Source organism: Allomuricauda sp. NFXS6 (assembly GCF_040148835.1).
Lineage (GTDB): Bacteria > Bacteroidota > Bacteroidia > Flavobacteriales > Flavobacteriaceae > Flagellimonas.
The window spans coordinates 45,151-63,323 of the sequence record NZ_JAGEMG010000008.1; the positions used below are offsets into that span (position 1 = coordinate 45,151).

The window sequence follows — 18,173 nt, forward strand, 5'->3', positions numbered from 1 at the left end:
AAACATATTGGAGCGTGTTTAAAAAGAATTCAATTGGCTAAAAATTGCCCTTTTGCATCCATTTTTTACCTTTTTATCCTTCCGTAGCCCTGCTATGCAACTTAAAAAAGTCTTCAACTGGTCACAAAATGCCTAATTTTCGCTACAATCAATCCTTTTTAAATATGCTCTAAAAACAAAAGCCCACTGAAAAATCAGTAGGCCTTTGCATATGTAAAGGGAATTGGATCAATATTGGATGTCTGTAATGGGTCACATAAAGATGCTCATATTTAGCAAGATGAGATGTTGAAACAAGTTCAACATGACGCCAAAAACACCCATTATGACATTAAACGGATAATCAGGATTAATACTTACGTACGCTGCCCGAAACTGATTTTTTGGTCTCCACACTTGCCTCACCAGTATATCTGATATCCGCTCCACTGCTGGCGTCGGCCACCAAAGATTCCGAAACATTTACGGAGATGTCGGCACCACTGCTGGCATCGGCATTACATCTTTTTACTATCAGGTCTTGTGCCTTAATGTCCGAACCACTGCTTGCATCGGCATAAAGCACATCTGCCTGACCTGAAACCTTGATGTCTGCTCCACTGCTGGCATCGGCCGATACTTCTCCCGCCACTACTTCTACATGTAGGTCGGCACCACTACTGGAGTCCAGTTCAATGTTTTCTGATTTTATCACATTTTGGGCGATAAGGTCGGCACCACTGGAACTTTCCAATGCTGTAACCTTAGGTAAGGTCACATAGACATTTTTTGTGGCCCTTCCAATGTTCTCTATGGCGTGGATTTTTAGTCTTCCATCTTTAATATCGGTTCCGATAAGGTCAATGATGTTCTCATCTGCTTCTACAGAAATATTAAAATCGGAGCCTTGGGTTACGAATACATCGATGCCCTCGGAAGCGGAAACGATGTCAAAATCCTCTTTTACATCGCGGCTTTCCTCTACGATTTCGCCATTACCTGTTTTTCCATTGCCGAAATTCATATCCATCATGCATGAGGATGCAAAGAGGGATAGGAGTGCGGCGATTGCTAATCTTGCTAGTGTTGTCATGATTGTTGTTTTATTATTGATTGATTTTGATAAATGATTTGTTATCTACTGAAATTAATCAGTGTAAATGTCTGCTTTTAGGCGTGTATTTTAAATAGTGATCTACTGAATTGACGAATTAAGGGACTCAATTGTTACTTTTTTCCTTGGCTTTAACTTTTACCCCGTCTTCGTTGATTTTCAGTTCAAAGGAATCCTGATTGTCCTTGATGTCGATATCAATACCATCTTCATTGATGATGATTTTGCCATTGCCATCGGAATCTTCGTTGTCATCTTCAGGGCAATCCAAACATTGCAACTCACCATTGTCATCCATCAACCAGTGTTGACCTGCCATGCCACTCCTGTAAAACCCTTGGTCGTTATCGATGCCACGACCAATATATCTGCTCGTGGAATCGTCAAAATATACCGTCATGGATTCTGGAACATAAATGGTAACGGTTACCTCTTGGTTTCTGGCTTTGTTCGATGTTGCCGTGGTCAAATATTTGTCCAACACTATTTCATTGCCATTAACTACATACCTATATTCAATGTTTCTGGCCCGGTCACGTGCTGCTGGAGTAGAGCTTCCATCGGCATCCTTTCTTATGTTAATGCTCATGGCATCGTCATCTGACTTTCTGATTTTGATATCGACTTCATCGGACATCAAAATACGGTTGTCATTTTCGTCATAACCAAAGGTCATTCTTCCAAAATGAATATCATCCCTACTGTAATCCATATCCATATCCTTCATTGTAATGATCAAAGTGTCGGATGGAACACCCAGGACCAACTCGGACCTGTCGTTCACGCTTCCCGTATAAGAGAATTCTGCGGCTTGACGAATTCCAAAGACAATCAACAGTCCTACGGAGATCAACCAAAGTCCCAAAAGGGAGAATTTGGCAATGTTACCGATGGATTTTAGGTTGTTCACCAAAATCTTCAATCCTAAATAAAGGAGGAAGAAGAACGGTATCCCCACGGCAAAAAACAATAAGATGGACACTAGCCATACCGGTGCCCCGGAGGTATTTACGATCTCATAAAAATCGATACCCGGAACATGAACCGCATCGAACATGCCTACAGTGAAAAGACCGAAGAACAGTCCTACCAAGGTAGAAGCGCCGATGATGATCAATAGGATGCCTATGAACTTACCGAACACTTTAAAAAGGAACAGAATAATGTCCCCTATGGTATCAAAAAAGGTCTTGGAGCTGCTTTTGACCTTGTCGCCTACTTTATCGTAGTCAACACTTTTTACTTTTTCGGCAACATCATCAAACCCCTCTTTAACTTTGCGTTCTATATTGCTGATGTTGACGGGCTCCCCCCGCATATCCAATTTTTGCGAGGTAGTGGCGGCTTCGGGCACCAAAATCCAAAGCAGGATATATGCGATTAGACCAAAACCACTGGTGAAAATGGCCAAAAGGATAAATATGAGCCTTATCCATAGGGAATCAATGCCCAAATAATGCTCCAGTCCGGCACAAACACCACCGATATATTTGTGGTCTATGTCCCTGTAGAGTTTTTTCGCTCTGCCAGCAGGTTCCGCGTAAGATCTTTTGGGTTCGTCCTCAAAAATATCTTCGTCCACCATGTAATCTTCGGGTTGCCCCATTACTTCGATTACTTGGTCCACCTCTTTATGGGTGATTACCTGTCGCTCGTTTTCCATTTTCTCCAAAAAGAGTTCGGCAATCCTTGCCTCGATATCGGCAATGATCTCGTCGCTTCCCTTGGTACCTGAAAATGATCGTCTTATGGACTCCAGATACCGTCTCAGCTTGTTATACGCATCATCGTCTATGTGGAAGAGCGTATTTGCTAAATTTATATTTACTGTCTTGTTCATTTTTTGATTCTATTTTGTGTTGGTTACCAGATTGACTGCATTTCTTAGTTCATCCCAGGTACCATTGAGTTCGTTTAGGAACAACTGGCCTGTTTCTGTAAGGGCGTAATATTTGCGGGGTGGTCCCGATGTGGATTCTTCCCAACGGTAGTTGAGCAATCCGGCATTCTTTAGCCTTGTGAGCAAAGGATATATGGTACCTTCCACTACTAACATCTTTGCGTCCTTTAAGGCTCCCAGAATTTCCGAGGCATACTTGTCGTCATCCTTTAGGATGGACAGGATGCAATACTCTAGAACCCCCTTGCGCATCTGTGCTTTTGTGTTTTCTATGTTCATAATTTCATGGTTCTATTAAATTAACTGTTCGTTTTTGTTCTACCAAACTTTGTTTGGTAACATTTCCACCCCATTCCCCTGAATTGGGCAGGGGAGTGGAAACGGTTTTTTGATTGATGATTTGATGATTTTTTCGTTTTTTGATTGATGGTTAAACTCCGTTTTACTTTGATTGATGATGATTGTTGCGGAGGTGATTAGACTCCTATATAGATTACTTGATGAATTTAATGGTGAATGGATATTTGAAATATTCTCCCTCGTTGGTTCGTATTGTGGCCAAAATGGTGAATACAATGTTCACTGCGGCCAAAGCCACTTGTAAAAAGCCTGATATGCCCACGGGCCAAATCAGTCGTCCCAACCTGAAATCGTCACTGTCGATATGAAAATTTAGGTTGTTGAAGTCGCTCAACCCGTGGAACCCGAAAAAGTTCCAATCGAACAAGTCTGGCCAAAATCCAATAAAGAATGGGATGGTGACCAAACCTGCCACGATGGAGTAAAGCAACATACTAATTTGAAAATTAAGAGCCTGTTTGCCGTTGTAATCGACAAACGCATGCTCTTTTTTGTTAGCAGTCCATAGAATCAGTGGAAGTATAAAGTTTCCAAAAGGAATAAAGTACTTCGAGAACATGGATGCGTGTATGATCGCAGATAAATTTCGTTCGTGTTTGGTGATTGTAGTTGCCATTTTCTGATTGATGTTTTTTGATTGTAAAGGGGTTAACCTATTAGCTTACGATGCAAATATATATCCAAAAGACAGTACTATGCAAAACAAAGTACTATAATTTAACATAAAATTAACAATTCTAGGTATCATCTTTTTGCCTATTTTTAAGCCAAACAAACCTAAGTTATGGCATTGACACCCAGTAAAATCAATATGTTCACATTTATGAAACTCCCCTCGGCGTGGTGGTGCGGAGTACGGCTCAAGGATATTGATGAGAAGAAAGCAATTACCACGGTAAAGCATAAATGGATAAACCAAAACCCGTTTAAATCCATGTTTTGGGCCGTTCAGGGGATGGCTGCCGAACTAAGTACGGGTGCATTGGTGATGAACGAAATCCAGAAAAGCGGTAAAAAAGTATCCATGCTTGTTGCTAATAACAAAGCCACTTTCACCAAAAAAGCTACGGGGCGCATCAATTTTACCTGTGAGGATGGCGAACTGATAGCCGATGCCATTCAAAAAACCGTAGAAACGGGCGAAGGACAAACATGCTGGATGAAATCCGTAGGGGTCAATCAAGATGGGGTGGAGGTATCCACTTTTCATTTTGAGTGGACGGTGAAGGTGAAGGGGTAATTGTTGTTAGAGGTGAACGGTAAAAAAAATGATTTTAGGTAAACAATAGTTACTTATGTCTGACAAAGTTATTTTTAAAGAAAAGCAACAGTTTACCCAATGGTGGTTATACTTGATCATTGGCCTACCGATTATTATTGTGTTTTTCGATTTTGACTTTAGTCAAGCTGCTGAAGACATCTCCAATTCGGGAAACACTTCTTTTTCAATAATTCTTCCTAATGGTTTTTGGATAATCCTAATAGAGGTTGTATTGATATTTCTTTTTTTTAGGTTTGGAGGACTTACCACTCAAATGGATGAAGAGAAAATAAGAATTAAACATCTTGCTTTTTATCGAAGAACCATTTACTGGAAGGATATTGAATCCATAAATCCAGTAAAATATGGTTTTGTGGGGTTTGGTATTCGATTAACCACATCATATGGTACTGTTTACAATGTAAAAGGAAATAGAGGAGTTGCCATATGTTTTAAAAACGGTTCTAAGTGCTTAATTGGAACCCAAAGGCCTGAAGAGTTTCGTAAAATAGCTCAACAACAAATTCAATTGTAACAAACTATCAGTTTTTTCTACCTATAAACAGAAATCAGAAAACAATCAAATAATGAACGCACACGAAATAGACTATCACATTTACGGCGAAGAAATGCAATATGTGGAAATAGAATTGGATCCACAAGAGGCCGTTGTTGCCGAAGCAGGCACTTTTATGATGATGGATCAAGATATTAAAATGGACACCATCTTTGGAGACGGTTCCAACCAGGACACCAGCGTCTTGGGCAAGGTATTCTCCGCAGGTAAGCGATTGCTCACAGGCGAGAGCCTTTTTATGACCGCCTTCTTGAATGTGGGGCAAGGAAAAAAGCAGGTAAGCTTTGCTTCGCCTTATCCCGGTAAAATTGTCCCTATCGACTTATCTGAAAAAGGAGGGAAGTTCATCTGTCAAAAAGATGCATTCCTATGTGCCGCCAAAGGCGTTTCCGTGGGAATTGAGTTCTCTAAACGTTTGGGACGTGGATTTTTTGGTGGTGAAGGGTTTATCATGCAAAAATTGGAAGGCGATGGAATGGCCTTTGTGCATGCCGGTGGAACCATGGCCAAGAAAACATTGGCAGCTGGTGAAACCTTACGGGTGGATACCGGTTGTATTGTCGGTTTTTCCCAAACCGTGGATTATAATATCGAATTTATAGGAGGTATTCGAAACAAGGTTTTTGGAGGGGAAGGACTCTTCTTCGCAACCCTTCGTGGTCCTGGAACCGTTTACATTCAATCCTTGCCGTTCAGTAGATTGGCCAGTCGTGTGTGGGCCGCTGCACCTCGTGGCGGCGGAAAAGATAAAGGTGAAGGAAGCATCTTGGGTGGTATCGGCGATTTGTTGGATGGGGATAATAGGTTTTAATTTTTAGGAGTCAGGAGTCAGGAGTCAAATGAATTGTGGCAGAATGTCATTCTGAACGTCCCGATAGTTATCGGGATGAAGAATCTCCATCGTTATGCTGAACTTGTTTCAGCATCTCATTAAGTTGATTGTAGATTATTAAATATTTTAGATTGGAAGCTTGAAGATTCTTCATTCGCTTTGCTCACTCAGAATGACAGAAAACTGAAATTCTAACATTAAAGAAAAAAATTAGTTCTTTTGTGGATATGAATTTTAATGACTTGTTCCACTTTCTGGAAGAATTGCAACAAAACAACAACAAGGAATGGATGGATGCCAATCGCAAATGGTACAAATCCCTTCGCAACGACTTTATCGTTTGGTTGGATGATTTGGACATGACCATGGCCCAACTCCATGATGATTATTATCCAACTCCCGGCAAAAAAGGTATCAATCGAATCAATAATAATTTGATGTTCCACCCGAACAAGCCTATATACAAAGACCATTTTGGGGCAGGGTTGGACAAAGCGCCCAATTCGGCCGATTTTTATATCGAAATTGGTTTAAAACATTGCTTGTTGGCAGGCGGTCGCTGGCGACCCGATTCCAAAACCCTTCGAAGTATACGCGATGCCATCGATTATAATGGTGAAGAGTTGCAAAAGATTTTGGACAAACCATCCTTCAAAAAAATGTTTGGTGGACTGTACGAGGATGAAAAATTAGTGTCTTCGCCCAAAGGGTTTTCCAACGACCACCCGCATATCGAATTATTGCGCAACAAAACATTCGCTGTGGAATATCAATTGACCAGAGCAGATGTTCTCGGCGATGATTTTAAGGAAAAAATCGTTGCCGTTTACAAAGAAATGCTTCCCTTTCGTCAATATTTAAACCAAGCTGTAACTGTTTAATCCAGTTCATCTGAAGCCTTGATCAAACGTGCGGATAGGTCGGGACGTTCCATATCCTTATCATACGGAAACATTGGCCTAATGATTCTTTTATGGCCCAACCGCTCCAAATTTTGATCTACGCCGCCTGGAGTCAAGGCCATGATCCAGTCCCCGCGCATATTGTACAGTTCGGGTACCAAATAGCCAATTTTCACTACGATGATATCCGTTTCGCTGGGTGTAAGTCCCAAGTTGGTAAAGTCAGATTTTCTATGATACGGTTTCCTCTTTTTGGTTACAATTATATGGGCATTGTCCACTTTTACCACAACCTCGGTCTCTGCATGAACGTCACCATGTTTTATGGCGGTAACTTGCCCTGTCAATAGTAGCGGCGGTGCATATCTGTCATCGATTTCGGCGCCAACGGCCGCACTGACGTTACCACCGACACCCACTTTTACGGCTTCTTCCACCAATTCAGGGCCCGGGATGGAGGCATAAATCAACGATTTACCATCCGGTTTGTGGAACTCTTCACGTTTCAAAAGTTCCGTCAAGGTCCAAGTAACATCCCCAGCGCCACCAGCGGTTGGATTATCGCCCATATCGCTCAACATAAATGGTTTTTTGTCGCTGGCAAGGGCAAGGCCCAAGGCTTCTTCGTAGGATTTTGTAGGAGCCACGAATTCAAATTTCTCTCGGACATCCCAAAAACTATTGGCCAGCTTTTCCGCTCCTTCTCTCACTTGTTTTTCATCATTACCAGTTACCATGACCACAGCATGGTTTCGAGGCTCGTCTGCCCAAGCGTACCCGATCCAGATAGCTGCATCGATAACACCTTCTTTTTGCTCTACTTCGGGCACTTGGGCATATAGACTTTTTCCTGGTTCTACTCGGGTGCTTGTTTTTTCGCCAGGCAATAAAATCGGTACGGGAACCCAAGCTTTGTATTTGGGTTTACCTTTTCCGTTTTCCAATCGTGCTACCAGATTCTCTACAGCACGCTTTTTGGATTCGATGGCATCCTCGTGTGGCGCCATACGGTAACAAGTGATCAAATCGGAATGCTGTGCCAATCGTTTGGAAACATTTCCGTGTAAATCCATGGAGGTGGAGATTAAAACATCGGTTCCTACCACCTCACGGATTCTTTTGATAAGATCACCCTCAGGATCATCCAATCCCACCACGCTCATGGCACCGTGAATATCAAAGAAGAGTCCATCGTAAGGTAAATTTTCTTGCAACATTTTTAATGTTTTACCGACCAAGGATTCATAAGCTTCTCTGGTAACGGTTCCTCCTGGCAACGATTTTCCTACCAAAGTGGGAACCCATTCGGCCCGTTGCCTCAAAGAAGAATCTGCCTCCATAAAGGGGTAACGGCTAAATATGGAATCTCCAATTTTAGGATGGAATGCTTCTTCATGTGTCAGGGCGGGCGAAAACGTACTCGACTCTATCCCCAAGCCAGCAATTGCAATTCTTGGGAGCTTTTTTTCGGTGTTGTTTTCACAACTTATCAGAATGGCAAAAAAGAACAATAAAAGTAATGGGTTACGCATAGTATCGGGTTTGGTCGGTTTTCATCAAAGTATAAATATCGACATTATTAGGATGGTGTCAAAAGTGACCATGGTAATTCCTAATGATAAATGGATAACCGTTATATTTAACCTGTTGTGCATTTTGAATGAAAATTTCGTCGGTTCGAGTTTATTTTCGCAACAAAGTGTAGAAAATAAGTATCGAGAACAGAATTTTTAAGAATCGTATTCTCGATATAAAATTTTTACAAAATTTCACTTGAATTGGCAATTTCTTGGATCAAGCACTTCTAAATTATATTAAAAAAACGTATTCATTTTGGCTAGCGACAGAATCAGAAACATACAGCGAGAGCAGCTTTCGGACAATTGGTATACCCTTGAAAAAATAACTTTTGAATATTTACGGGACGATGGTGTTTGGGAACAGCAAGCCCGAGAAGCATACGACCGTGGCAATGGCGCGGCCATACTTCTTTATAATGTGGATAAAAGAAAGGTGGTGCTCACAAAGCAGTTTCGAATGCCCACTTATGTAAATGGCAACGAGGATGGGATGATGATCGAGGTATGTGCTGGTCTTTTGGAAAAAGGAAATGCCGAAGCGACCATTAAAATGGAGGTAGAGGAGGAGACAGGCTATAAAATTGACAAAGTGAAAAAGCTCTTTGAAGCCTATATGTCTCCGGGTTCGGTTACTGAAATCCTTTATTTTTTTATTGGAGCATACGAAGATGACATGAAGATCAGCGAAGGCGGCGGTGCAGCAGATGAAACAGAGAACATTGCTGTTTTGGAGCTGGATTTTGAAAAAGCTCTAGAAATGATGAAGACTGGTGAAATCAAAGATGCCAAGACCATTATGTTGCTGCAATACGCCCAAGTTCAGCAAATTTTTGATCAGTAGTTTTGGTGAAGGTGTTTTAAGGTAGTATACATGATGTTTCTTATTTCCGAAGATGGTACCCTAAAATGATTGTTCATAAAGCTGAAAATGAGCAATTTTCCCGATTTGGTCTTCACATACCCGCTTAAGTTATAATTGTTGCCCACGGAGCCCGATTTGGCAAAAAGGAAGGGTTCCGTGGAGGGGTCTTCCCATTGCTCAACGGTGCTATCGGGTCCCCACATTGGAAAAATACCGAACAGACGTTCTCCAAGGGTTTCCCTGTGTAATTTTTGAAGGATCTGCACAAATGAACGTGGGGTAAACAAATTATAGCGGGAAAGCCCTGAACCATCTACCCAACGAGGTTGGTGTTTCAAATCATCCAAATGATGCTCCAGCATAAAATCAATGGTATTTTTTGTGCTCAGGGTATCGGAAATAGTGCCCGAGGCCGCCATCAATAATTGTTCGGCCAAAAAATTATCACTTTCAAAAAGCATTCGCTTATAAATGGAGTCGGTCTCTATCCCGTACAAAGTCTGTTTTTCACCCTTGGGAAAATATGAGGTCAAGATGACTTTTTTCCCAATAACTGATTCCAATAATTGATTGGTCAAACTATCACTGGTCAAAAAAGGAACTTCCAAAGTGTCCTTCTCGGTTGAGGAGATGTAAAATTGGTTTTGGAACTCATCGCGTTTTGTGGTGGTATCCTTTACCATTGTTTTATCTAAGAAAGTTTTAGGAGAAACTTCCAGACCATTATTATTGGAAATCGTGACTACATTTCCGTAAAGGGGTAATGTGGATTTTTCAGGTGAAAAATAAGCATCATAATCTTCCCATGCCCAACCTGGCCCATATCGCGATTCATTATGATTACCGTTGTACAATGCTATAGTTTCTTGATGCTTCAACCAATTAACTGCGGTACTGTCCTTAAAATAAGGATGCAGCCATGTTGGGTCGCCCAAACCTTCGGTAAATACGGTGTCATTCACCACTATATATTTTAGTGTTGGAATGTTTTTAGGGAGTAATTTTAGTCCCGCATAGAAGGTTACGATCTTTGTATTGCTGGCAGGCGTAAAATACTTATCGCCATTGTGGTTATAGATTTCTTTTCCGGATTGTGCATCGATTATGAATAAGCCGTGAAAAGAATTCTGCAAATTTTGACTGCTGATCTGTGACTTGATTGTTTTTTTGATGGAACCACATCCCATCAATATAAAAACAAGGGTGTAAGCGCTGAAAATCAATGGTTTGATTTGGGTTCCGTACGTTTTGTGCATATGTGCCGTTGGTCGATTTTAACACCAAGATATTTAATTTTTAACTGGAAGTTAGCTTTTTTAAGCCTCTTTTTTAGTAATTTAGAACACAACCGATTTATCCAATTTAATCAAATTGATATGCCTAGAGCTATGTTAGATTACACCAAAACCATCCTTCAAAAGGTGAGTTTTGATGCTAAACTCTTTACTCGGGAACTTCAGAAAGCAATTTCTAGATTATTGCCCAACGAGGTGGAGGAACTGAAAATCTGGTTACAATTTTATATTGTGGACAAACCAGAATTACAACCGACACTGTTATTATTAAAAGTTTAAACACTAACGAGAGGGTGTATAAAAAATATTGGGACACGTCATTCTGAATTTATTTCAGAATCCCATCATATTGTAAACAAATCATTATGAGAACCTGAATCAAGTTCAGGTTGACGAAATCAGGCATTTTAGACACCCTCTTTTAATTTTTGGACAAAGGGCTTATAATTTTTACGTCTTGAAAAGCGATTGCACCACGAACAATACTGGAGACAACCTCCCTTAAGGCATCGGTTATCTGTATTTTAAGCTCACTTTTGTGGTATATCAGACTTATTTCACGCGCTGGGGTCGGATTTTGAAAAGCTTTTAGGTTCAACTTTCTATGCTCTCCAAGATCCAACGTGTTCAAGTAAGGTAACAGTGTCATTCCAAGACCTTCATCGGCCAAGCTTACCAAGGTTTCAAAACTTCCGCTCTCTATTTTAAAATGGTCTCCGTGTCGATTTTTGGAAGCCTTGCATAGGTTAATGACGCCTTCGCGAAAACAATGCCCATCTTGTAATAATAGAATATCGTTCACATCCAGGTCTTCCATCTTTAACTCATCCTGTGATGCCAATCGATGGTTTTTGGGAACATAACCCACAAAAGGTTCGTAATACAAAGGTCTTTCTTTTATAAACTCAATCTCCAATGGCGTGGCCGCAATACCAGCATCCAAATGACCGTCCATAATATTTTTGATCATAGTTTGGGTGGATTGTTCCTTTATAATAAGGTTTACCTTGGGATATTTTTTTATAAAGGCGCTTAAGAACATGGGCAACAGGGTGGGCATCACCGTTGGTATGATTCCAAGGGTGTAATCCCCCCCAACAAAACCCTTGTCTTGATCCACAACATCCTTTATCCGCTCTGCTTCGGCAACAATATTTTTTGCTTGGGCCACAATTTTTTGACCGACCTCGGTAATGGTTATCGGTTTTTTGCTCCGGTCAAAAATAAGGACATCGAGTTCGTCCTCTAACTTTTGCACTTGCATGCTCAAGGTGGGTTGGGTGACAAAACTTTTCTCGGCGGCCAAAGTAAAGTTCTTGTGTTCCGCTACGGCCAACACATATTGAAGCTGGGTAATCGTCATTCAATTATAAGTTTAGGGCATAAAAGTATAAAAAACCATCAGGTTAATCTATAGAAAGGATGGAATCTTGATCCCAAAAGTCTCGCCAAGTAAAAAGCCCGCAATAGGCGGGCTTTTCATTGATTGATTGATGATTGATTTTTGGTTAGAACCGGATGTTCATTTCCAAATCCTCTTCACCTACAGTAAACTTGGCACCGTTAAAAGTAGGTGGACCCATGCTCATGTCGTTTCCGGACATACCGTAGCCTTCTTTGGGCATTCCGTTGGATTCATAATCCATACGATTGTTCTCATTGACGTCGTGCATAGCCATAATGGCGTAGTCACCAGGAGCCACATCCGAGAATGTCAAGATCACTTTACCGTCCTTAATGGAACTTTGCTGGTTTTGGACACCTTGACCTTTCATAAAGGTCTCTTCAGTGTGCAGGCTGGCGAGTACCTTACCTTCATCACTGGTTACATTTTCAATGGTGATCGTAATTTCGATGCCTGTTTTTTGTTGCGCCATGGCAATGATACTTACAAGGAAGAAACTTAAAGCTAGTGTAACAGTTTTCATAATGATTGTTTTTGATGTTTTGTATGCCCCAAAATTCATGAAGTACCGTCTTGTATAAAATTTGAATCTACCGAAATGTTGATTTTTTGGAGTGAATCGCAAAGTGAAATCCTTCATTTCAATTCAGGTATAAAAAACTACAACTGAGTATTTCCTTTTCTGTTGGCAAAGGGTTGAAGAGCAACTTTGTGGCATCAATCTAATCGAACAGTCATGAAAATCATATTTAACCTAATCACCTTTTTATTATGTACGGGCATTGTTTTTGCCCAGCAGACCATCACCGGAAAAGTAACTGACGCCAAGAACAACCCTATAGAGGGAGCGAACATTTATTTGGAGGGCACCTACGATGGGGCTTCGTCGGATGCCAACGGAAACTTTAGTTTCGTGACTGCCGAGGAAGGACTGCAAACGTTGATTGTCTCTATATTATCTTACGAGCCCCATTACGAGGCAGGCGATGTTTCTTATTTCAAGGATTTACATATCAAGTTAATGGAGTCCGTCAACTCTTTATCGGGCGTTACCTTGACCGCTGGAACTTTTGAAGCGGGTGATAATTCCAAAGTATCGGTGCTAAAACCGTTGGATATTGTTACCACCGCAGGAGCAGCTGGTGATTTTGTGGCCGCTTTACAGACCTTGCCGGGTACCACAACGGTAAACGAGGATGGCCGTTTGTTTGTTCGCGGGGGTACTGCGGATGAAACACAGATTTTTATAGATGGACTTCGAGTCTTTCAGCCTTTCAATGCTACACCGAATAATACGCCCACTCGTGGTAGATTTTCACCATTCTTATTTAAAGGAATCTCTTTTAGCACTGGAGGATATTCGGCAGAGTACGGACAGGCTTTGTCCAGTGTACTTTTGCTGAACACTACGGATGTGCCTTTGCAAGAGAAGACCGATATTTCCATAATGAGTGTTGGTGGTGGAGTTGGCCATACCGAGATTTGGGGCGACCAATCGTTGAGCCTCAATACTTCCTATATTAACCTTGCCCCCTACGAAGCTTTGATTCCGTCCACGCAAGGGGTTCGTTGGAACAGTCCCTTCGAAGCTATTTCCGGTGAAGCTGTTTTTAGGAGCAAGGGCGAAAAAAGTATGTTTAAACTATACACTGGATTCAATCATACCAACTTGGATATTGAGCAGGAGGATGTCAATTTTGATGATTACGTAAGGTTTCAGCTTAAGAACAACAACCTGTACTTTAATTCATCTTACAAATATTTTTTTACCAATGATTGGAGCTTGACGTCTGGTGCATCCATCGCTTGGGACACAAACGATATTGGCATAGAGGAGGACAAGGTGAATGCGAAGGAAACATCATCGCACATTAAAGTAAAGGCCCGCAAAAATTTTAGCAATCGGTATGATTTAAGTTTTGGAGCGGAATATTTCAATACCAATTATGATGAAACCTACACCGACCTTGATATAGGTGATTTTACTAGTGGTTATGATGATGGACTGTGGGCCGCTTTTGCAGAATCCGATATTTTCTTGAGCAATAAGTTCGCCATGAAATTGGGGGTTCGTGCCACTCATAGCTCATTGCTCGAAAGTTTTGAGTTTTCACCCAGGGTTTCGTTGGCCTACAAGCCGGGAGAGGACGGACAGTTTTCGCTGGCCTACGGGGATTTTTACCAAAGACCGCTATCGGAGGTGGTCAAGTTTGAGCAAAACTTGGAAATGGAGAAAGCATCACACTATATCTTAAACTATCAATACATTAAAAACGGTAAAACTTTTAGGACGGAACTGTATTATAAGGATTATGATCGTTTAGTGAAGTACAATACGGATATGCCCCAGTTTAATTCCGACTATTCCAATGCCGGCGGAGGGTATGCCCAAGGTATCGATGTGTTTTGGAGAGATAGCAAGAGCATAGATAACCTGGATTATTGGTTTTCGTATTCCTTTTTGGATACCAAGCGCGATTACAGAAACTTTCCAGGGAAAGCCACGCCAAATTTTGCACCCAAACACAATGTGTCCTTGGTCACCAAATATTGGGTGGATAAACTAAGGTCCCAAGTAGGCTTTTCATATTCTTATGCTACGGGCAGACCTTATGACAATCCCAATACGCCTGATTTTATGATGGAAAAAACCAAATCTTATAACAATCTAAGCTTTAACTGGGCCTATTTGATCGATCAACAAAAGATTTTGTATTTCTCGGTAAGCAATCTTTTGAGTTTTAATAATATCAGTAATTACCAATATGCAGATGCTCCAGATATGGACGGCGTTTACAATAGAAGAGCGATTACCCCTCCTGCGGACAGTTTTTTCTTTGTTGGTTTTTTCTGGACCATTAGTAATGATGGCAAAAGCAATCAGTTGGATAACCTTTAGGTTACTGTTGCATTTTTAGATAATAATCCACGGAATTTTTCCCGGAACCATAGACAACAAAAAATAAGGAGGTCAGCAAAACAATGAAGGCCAACATAAGGTTGTTGGTGTTCATAACACCTAAAAAATTGGTGAGTATTGCCCCAAATAATATGGGGATTTGTGCAATGGCTGCCCATCTTGTAAGTAATCCAACCATAATTAGGATACCGCCGACAAAGTGAGCGGGAACCAAATAGTGGAGAACAATCATTCCGCCTGGCACATTTTGGAATGGCAAGGCCAATTTTTCCATCTCTTCAAAATTGGTCATAAATTCTATGCCCTTTACAAAAAGTACAATGCCCAGCAATACGCGAATCAGGTCCAGAATAAGATAGGTATGGGCATTTGCCCATTTATTAAGTTTTTTAATGAGACCCATGACGATGAGGTTTAGGATTATCCTATATAATATACTCATTTTTAGTGCTATAAGGGAATAATTCTGCTAGTTTTTGAACGGTAAACCAGTTTTGTAAGGAATCGTATCACATTTTAAAAGGAATCTTTCCCACAATTGTGTTTGTATTTTAACTTTCAGAGATTTAAAGTGTTCTCTTGTATAAATGAAACCTCTTTTTTCTTCCATGCATAGAAATGGTCAAATCAACTCACTTTGGTCCAACTGCAATTCCATTTGAATATCACTACGGGAGTAAGGGGACGCAACTTTGGTCATTTCGGTAAAACCCAATTTTTTGTACAACGATAAAGCAGGAGCCAATTTTCGGTTGCTTTCCAAAAATATCTTTTTCGCTCCCAGTTGCTTAGCTTTTTCAATAATATGTTGCCCCAAAAGTTTGCCAATTCCGTTGCCTTGGGCTTTTGGAGAAACCCCCATTTTAGAAAGCTCAAAATCATACCCCTCATATTTGCAGGGAATCAAGGCACAAACCCCCACAGGAACATCACACAACAAGGCTACCGCGATGTAACCGCCCTTGTCCAAAATATATTCTTTGGGATTGTGAAGCGCAATACGGTCCATTTCCTCAATTTGGAAATACTTGGTAATCCATTCTTCGTTAAGTTCCCTAAAGGCATCTTTATAGGTTTCCGAATAAGGAACAATAGTAACAGCGTGATTCATTTTGCGGTCTAATCAGGAGGTTTTTATGGTCAAAAATAATTCGAATTCCAGAAGAATTGATAAACTGAAACCCAATATTTATGAATTAAAACCGCTCATCTATGAATTCAAGATACCGTTCAACGAAAAAATTATCTGTTGGACGATAAAATAATTAGATTTACATAACATTTAGTCAATAAATTCTTACAAGGTCCCAAATCTTGCAAATGATAAACTTAACTAAATATCAACCTGTCCCAATCAGGAATATTAACCTACAAATCCCATTCGGCTATGGAGATAAAACTACCCCCGTTTCCCCAGACTACATTTCCGACCCAAATTGAGCGCTACATTTATGCGTTTTTGGTTGTTCTTTTTCTTGGTCTTCCCATACAGGCTCAAGAAGAAAGTAATCCCTATGTGAGTTACGATGTCCCGTTTCAGAATTTATTGAAGTTCAACCGCTTTTTGATCAATCCCACTTTTTCTTCCATACGGGAGGACAAATCGTATATCAACTTTTTTCACAGAAGTCAAAGTGCAGATTTCGAAAACAACCGCCAAAACTACTTTTTAAGCTATAGTGGCAGGTTGAGTGACAGGGTAGGACTTGGATTTAGTCTGTACAACCAACGCGAAGGAGTTATTTCCAACTTGGGCGTAATGGCCAATTACTCCCACGGTATTCAGCTGGGGGAGGAGAGCAGCCTAACTTTTGGTGTAAACATTCCTTATTATGTAAGCAGCTTTGATCCAAGTAGGGCAATAACACAGAACCAAGACCCCTCTTTGGGAGAATTGGAGGAAAGATCGGTAATCTCATTGCAACCTGGGCTGAATCTTAGCTTGGGCAAGTTCGATTTTGGAGTTTTCGCCCAGAACTTGGTGGATTATAATTTGAAGTTGGGAAAATCTTTGAGCAATCTTAACCAAAAGACCTTTTCGGGCCATATCCAGTTTGCCCACGAATTTGAAAATGGAAGGGGTATTTTTGAGGATGGTAGATTAATGCCTTTGGCAAGGGCTCGTTTTGAGGGTAGTGAAGCCCCGGTTTTTGGAGGTGGCATTATTTTGGACCTTCCCAAATTAGGTTGGATTCAGGGCGGTTACGATCAATTTTATGGAGCATCGGCAGGAACTGGTTTCAATCTTAACCAACGATTGTCCTTTGGATATAATTTTGAAAAAAGCCTGAGCAATAGTATTGCCAACCTTGGCGTTACCCACGAAATATCGATAGCCTATTCCTTTGTGCCCAATCTTTCCAAAAATACGTTCGTTTCCAACGAGGACGAAGAAGAAAAGGAAATCGAAAACTCAGCTGTGGCCGATGCAAGCGATGAAACCGAAAAAACCAAGCAGAACAGCAAGCTGGATGTGGAAACTACTCTGCGCCCTTCCAACAAAGAAGATAGAGCCTACTGGGAAGAGCGTGTCGCCGAATTACAGGAAAAGCAAGAAGATAGCTATGCCGTAATCGACGAACTGCTTTATAAGGTGGACTCTATGAAGCAAAGCAGGGAAGAGGATATGGAAAAGCGTTTTGAGATGGTCATGCGACTGGTCAAAAGACACAATGGAAGCGATATTCCCGGGATAGAGGAAAAAGCGCAACAATTGTACTTGGCCGATAACAAGGATTTGGATTCCGTTTATAAGGCAATTGAGACTTCGACCGCTAATGCTTTAGCGGAAAACCGAAAAAACACATCCAAACCTAGTGGGGGTGAAAACGAAGGTACTTTTAATGGAGGCGCATTTAAGCCCATTGAAAAATACATAAATCTTGAAGGGGTAGGCCAGGGGCACTACATTGTGGCCAATGTGTTTAAAAATGAGACCTACCTGAAAAATTTTATGGAAGATTTAAAAAGCAAAGGTTTACAAGCGCAATACTTCAAGAATCCTGACAATGGTCTCAACTATGTGTACTTGGCCAAGTATGAGGAGAACGAAATGGCCTATGCTGCGTATCAATCAAAAATGGAAGGGAAGTACCAAGACGATATTTGGATCATGCACGTGGAAAACCCCAGATACTCCAATTGGGCCGATGCTATTTTCCAAGATATAGAATAATCCTTAAGAAT

The 18,173-nt window shown here is 40.9% G+C and carries 18 protein-coding genes; 8 read left to right on the forward strand and 10 right to left on the reverse strand.

The window, feature by feature from the left end:
- Window positions 1-349 precede the first annotated feature (349 nt).
- The 4 genes from J4E06_RS12550 to J4E06_RS12565 all read right to left on the reverse strand — a co-directional run bounded on the left by J4E06_RS12550 (window position 350) and on the right by J4E06_RS12565 (window position 3,969).
- Window positions 350-1,072, reverse strand: a complete 723-nt coding sequence (locus tag J4E06_RS12550) for a head GIN domain-containing protein (RefSeq protein WP_349524282.1) — start codon at window positions 1,070-1,072, stop codon at window positions 350-352.
- A 127-nt stretch (window positions 1,073-1,199) separates the two neighbouring features.
- The gene (locus J4E06_RS12555) at window positions 1,200-2,933 is read right to left on the reverse strand and encodes a PspC domain-containing protein (protein WP_349524283.1); all 1,734 of its coding nucleotides are present in this window, start codon (window positions 2,931-2,933) and stop codon (window positions 1,200-1,202) included.
- Window positions 2,934-2,942: 9 nt separating this feature from the next.
- Window positions 2,943-3,272 (reverse strand): PadR family transcriptional regulator, encoded by a 330-nt coding sequence (locus J4E06_RS12560; RefSeq protein ID WP_014031488.1) that lies wholly within the window; start codon window positions 3,270-3,272, stop codon window positions 2,943-2,945.
- A 214-nt stretch (window positions 3,273-3,486) separates the two neighbouring features.
- Window positions 3,487-3,969, reverse strand: a complete 483-nt coding sequence (locus tag J4E06_RS12565; RefSeq protein WP_349524284.1) for a DUF4870 domain-containing protein — start codon at window positions 3,967-3,969, stop codon at window positions 3,487-3,489.
- Between the two features lie 168 nt (window positions 3,970-4,137).
- On the opposite strand from J4E06_RS12565, the gene J4E06_RS12570 reads away from it, so the two are divergent.
- From J4E06_RS12570 to J4E06_RS12585, 4 genes are all read left to right on the forward strand, one after another.
- Entirely contained in the window at window positions 4,138-4,593 is a 456-nt protein-coding gene (locus tag J4E06_RS12570; protein ID WP_062787329.1) for a DUF4442 domain-containing protein, read from the forward strand.
- Window positions 4,594-4,648: 55 nt separating this feature from the next.
- Window positions 4,649-5,149, forward strand: a complete 501-nt coding sequence (locus J4E06_RS12575; protein ID WP_349524285.1) for a hypothetical protein — start codon at window positions 4,649-4,651, stop codon at window positions 5,147-5,149.
- A 52-nt stretch (window positions 5,150-5,201) separates the two neighbouring features.
- The gene (locus tag J4E06_RS12580; RefSeq protein WP_349524286.1) at window positions 5,202-6,002 is read left to right on the forward strand and encodes a TIGR00266 family protein; all 801 of its coding nucleotides are present in this window, start codon (window positions 5,202-5,204) and stop codon (window positions 6,000-6,002) included.
- Window positions 6,003-6,250: 248 nt separating this feature from the next.
- Window positions 6,251-6,904 carry a DUF2461 domain-containing protein gene (locus J4E06_RS12585; RefSeq protein WP_349524455.1) on the forward strand — a complete coding sequence of 218 codons (654 nt, stop codon included), beginning with the start codon at window positions 6,251-6,253 and terminating at the stop codon, window positions 6,902-6,904.
- On the opposite strand, the gene J4E06_RS12590 is transcribed toward J4E06_RS12585, so the two are convergent.
- Complete coding sequence (locus tag J4E06_RS12590; RefSeq protein ID WP_349524287.1) at window positions 6,901-8,457, reverse strand: M81 family metallopeptidase; 1,557 nt, start codon at window positions 8,455-8,457, stop codon at window positions 6,901-6,903. The two genes, J4E06_RS12585 and J4E06_RS12590, sit on opposite strands and share 4 nt — an antisense overlap.
- 301 nt (window positions 8,458-8,758) lie before the next feature.
- Here J4E06_RS12590 and nudK point away from each other — a divergent pair, with 301 nt between their 5' ends.
- On the forward strand, window positions 8,759-9,346 hold the full coding sequence (gene nudK / locus J4E06_RS12595) for a GDP-mannose pyrophosphatase NudK (RefSeq protein WP_349524288.1): 588 nt from the start codon (window positions 8,759-8,761) through the stop codon (window positions 9,344-9,346).
- Here the strand turns inward: nudK and J4E06_RS12600 are convergent.
- Window positions 9,340-10,623 (reverse strand): D-alanyl-D-alanine carboxypeptidase, encoded by a 1,284-nt coding sequence (locus J4E06_RS12600; RefSeq protein WP_349524290.1) that lies wholly within the window; start codon window positions 10,621-10,623, stop codon window positions 9,340-9,342. The two genes, nudK and J4E06_RS12600, sit on opposite strands and share 7 nt — an antisense overlap.
- Before the next feature lie 120 nt (window positions 10,624-10,743).
- Here J4E06_RS12600 and J4E06_RS12605 point away from each other — a divergent pair, with 120 nt between their 5' ends.
- Window positions 10,744-10,941 (forward strand): hypothetical protein, encoded by a 198-nt coding sequence (locus J4E06_RS12605; protein WP_127137733.1) that lies wholly within the window; start codon window positions 10,744-10,746, stop codon window positions 10,939-10,941.
- A gap of 142 nt (window positions 10,942-11,083) precedes the next feature.
- Here J4E06_RS12605 and J4E06_RS12610 read toward each other — a convergent pair whose 3' ends face one another.
- Together J4E06_RS12610 and J4E06_RS12615 are read right to left on the reverse strand one after the other, a co-directional pair.
- Window positions 11,084-12,025, reverse strand: coding sequence for a LysR substrate-binding domain-containing protein (locus tag J4E06_RS12610; RefSeq protein WP_349524291.1), 942 nt, complete (start codon window positions 12,023-12,025; stop codon window positions 11,084-11,086).
- 145 nt (window positions 12,026-12,170) lie between these two features.
- Entirely contained in the window at window positions 12,171-12,590 is a 420-nt protein-coding gene (locus J4E06_RS12615; RefSeq protein WP_349524293.1) for a DUF2141 domain-containing protein, read from the reverse strand.
- A 213-nt stretch (window positions 12,591-12,803) separates the two neighbouring features.
- Here J4E06_RS12615 and J4E06_RS12620 point away from each other — a divergent pair, with 213 nt between their 5' ends.
- Window positions 12,804-14,966 carry a TonB-dependent receptor gene (locus tag J4E06_RS12620; RefSeq protein WP_349524295.1) on the forward strand — a complete coding sequence of 721 codons (2,163 nt, stop codon included), beginning with the start codon at window positions 12,804-12,806 and terminating at the stop codon, window positions 14,964-14,966.
- A gap of 1 nt (window position 14,967) precedes the next feature.
- On the opposite strand, the gene J4E06_RS12625 is transcribed toward J4E06_RS12620, so the two are convergent.
- Both J4E06_RS12625 and J4E06_RS12630 read right to left on the reverse strand, forming a co-directional pair.
- Window positions 14,968-15,390: a DoxX family protein gene (locus J4E06_RS12625; protein ID WP_349524296.1), complete on the reverse strand. Its 423-nt coding sequence runs from the start codon at window positions 15,388-15,390 to the stop codon at window positions 14,968-14,970.
- A 219-nt stretch (window positions 15,391-15,609) separates the two neighbouring features.
- Complete coding sequence (locus J4E06_RS12630) at window positions 15,610-16,098, reverse strand: GNAT family N-acetyltransferase (protein WP_349524297.1); 489 nt, start codon at window positions 16,096-16,098, stop codon at window positions 15,610-15,612.
- A 276-nt stretch (window positions 16,099-16,374) separates the two neighbouring features.
- Here J4E06_RS12630 and J4E06_RS12635 point away from each other — a divergent pair, with 276 nt between their 5' ends.
- Window positions 16,375-18,162 (forward strand): PorP/SprF family type IX secretion system membrane protein, encoded by a 1,788-nt coding sequence (locus J4E06_RS12635; protein ID WP_349524298.1) that lies wholly within the window; start codon window positions 16,375-16,377, stop codon window positions 18,160-18,162.
- Window positions 18,163-18,173: the final 11 nt, after the last annotated feature.